Genomic DNA, 493 nt, shown 5'->3' with positions numbered 1-493 from the left:
GCTTCGCCGTTTTAACGGCTTTCGATGTCAGTCACCACGAATCTGCCGTTCTTCTTGGTAAATGTAAACGAGATTTTCTCCCCCGTTTTCAAGTCTTTGAGTAGCGCTTTGTCGGCAACCGCAAAGCCCATAGTCATGGCCGGCCAGTCCAAAGTTGGGACCGGATCGTGGGCCAAGGTGACGCGATTGCTTTCTTTGTCGACACTTTTTACAGTCGCGGTCGTTTGATGCGTTTCCACCGCTTCCTGTGCGTAAACGGCAGGCACAAGTGCAGCCGCTCCAACACCGCCTACAAAAAGTACCGAGAAGCTGATAGCTGTCGCTCCAATTACGTTTTTCATAATATGTTTCCTCTAAATATACTTAGATTTCTAGTAAATCGTCCTGACAGGACGCTTAGGTCTGAATTTCGGCACCACGAGCTTTTACAAGCTCACGATGCGCAAAAATGAATTTGGCGCCAAAGACCTGCCAGGCCCTTGGCACCAAAACC

Annotated in this window: 1 protein-coding gene; it reads right to left on the bottom strand. The window is 49.3% G+C overall.

Going from position 1 to position 493, the window contains the following annotated elements; all coding sequences use genetic code 11:
• Positions 1–11: 11 nt before the first annotated feature.
• Entirely contained in the window at positions 12–341 is a 330-nt protein-coding gene (locus B3520_RS00120) for a copper-binding protein (protein WP_286806364.1), read from the bottom strand.
• Positions 342–493 lie beyond the last annotated feature (152 nt).

It is taken from the genome of Marinimicrobium sp. UBA4509 (assembly GCF_002388575.1).
Classification (GTDB): domain Bacteria; phylum Pseudomonadota; class Gammaproteobacteria; order Pseudomonadales; family Cellvibrionaceae; genus Marinimicrobium; species Marinimicrobium koreense.
This window is presented reverse-complemented; position numbering and strand designations above follow the sequence as displayed.